Raw genomic sequence first — 431 nt, forward strand, 5'->3', positions numbered from 1 at the left:
TTTTTATGACTCGAATCCTCTTTCTCTAACCAAATAATCTCATGGCGACGACCCCTACTACATCGAATAATATCGCCTTGATAAACCCCTTTTTTATTCTTATCTTTCAATCCTGTAAATTGCATCACTTTAACTTGTTTGCCAACTTCAAAATAATCACACCGACCATCAACTACTAAAACATTATGCATTTCTTGTTCCTCTTTCAACCAAACTCTAAATTTAGGCATCATTTTGAGCATCCCTCCGTAAATGAATATTAATGTACTCTTCCACCAAGGTATTTACTATCATTCAAAAAATAACGTCGTTGGAATGGGATCGCACCATTCATGTACTAATCTTTTCTAGTTTTGTACAAGGTCTTAATAATACATCATGAAAACAACGCACCTTCACCTTTGCGTCTCTCTACTTCCGCCACAACGACA

The 431-nt window shown here is 36.0% G+C and carries 1 protein-coding gene; it reads right to left on the bottom strand.

Annotated elements, in window-relative coordinates; translation table 11 throughout:
* On the bottom strand, nucleotides 1–233 hold a 233-nt coding region (locus tag AB3I00_RS14695; protein ID WP_368025623.1), incomplete at its 3' end, for a YopX family protein.
* Between the last annotated feature and the right edge of the window lie 198 nt (nucleotides 234–431).

It is taken from the genome of Enterococcus sp. C76, assembly GCF_040886985.1.
Classification (GTDB): domain Bacteria; phylum Bacillota; class Bacilli; order Lactobacillales; family Enterococcaceae; genus Enterococcus_B; species Enterococcus_B lactis.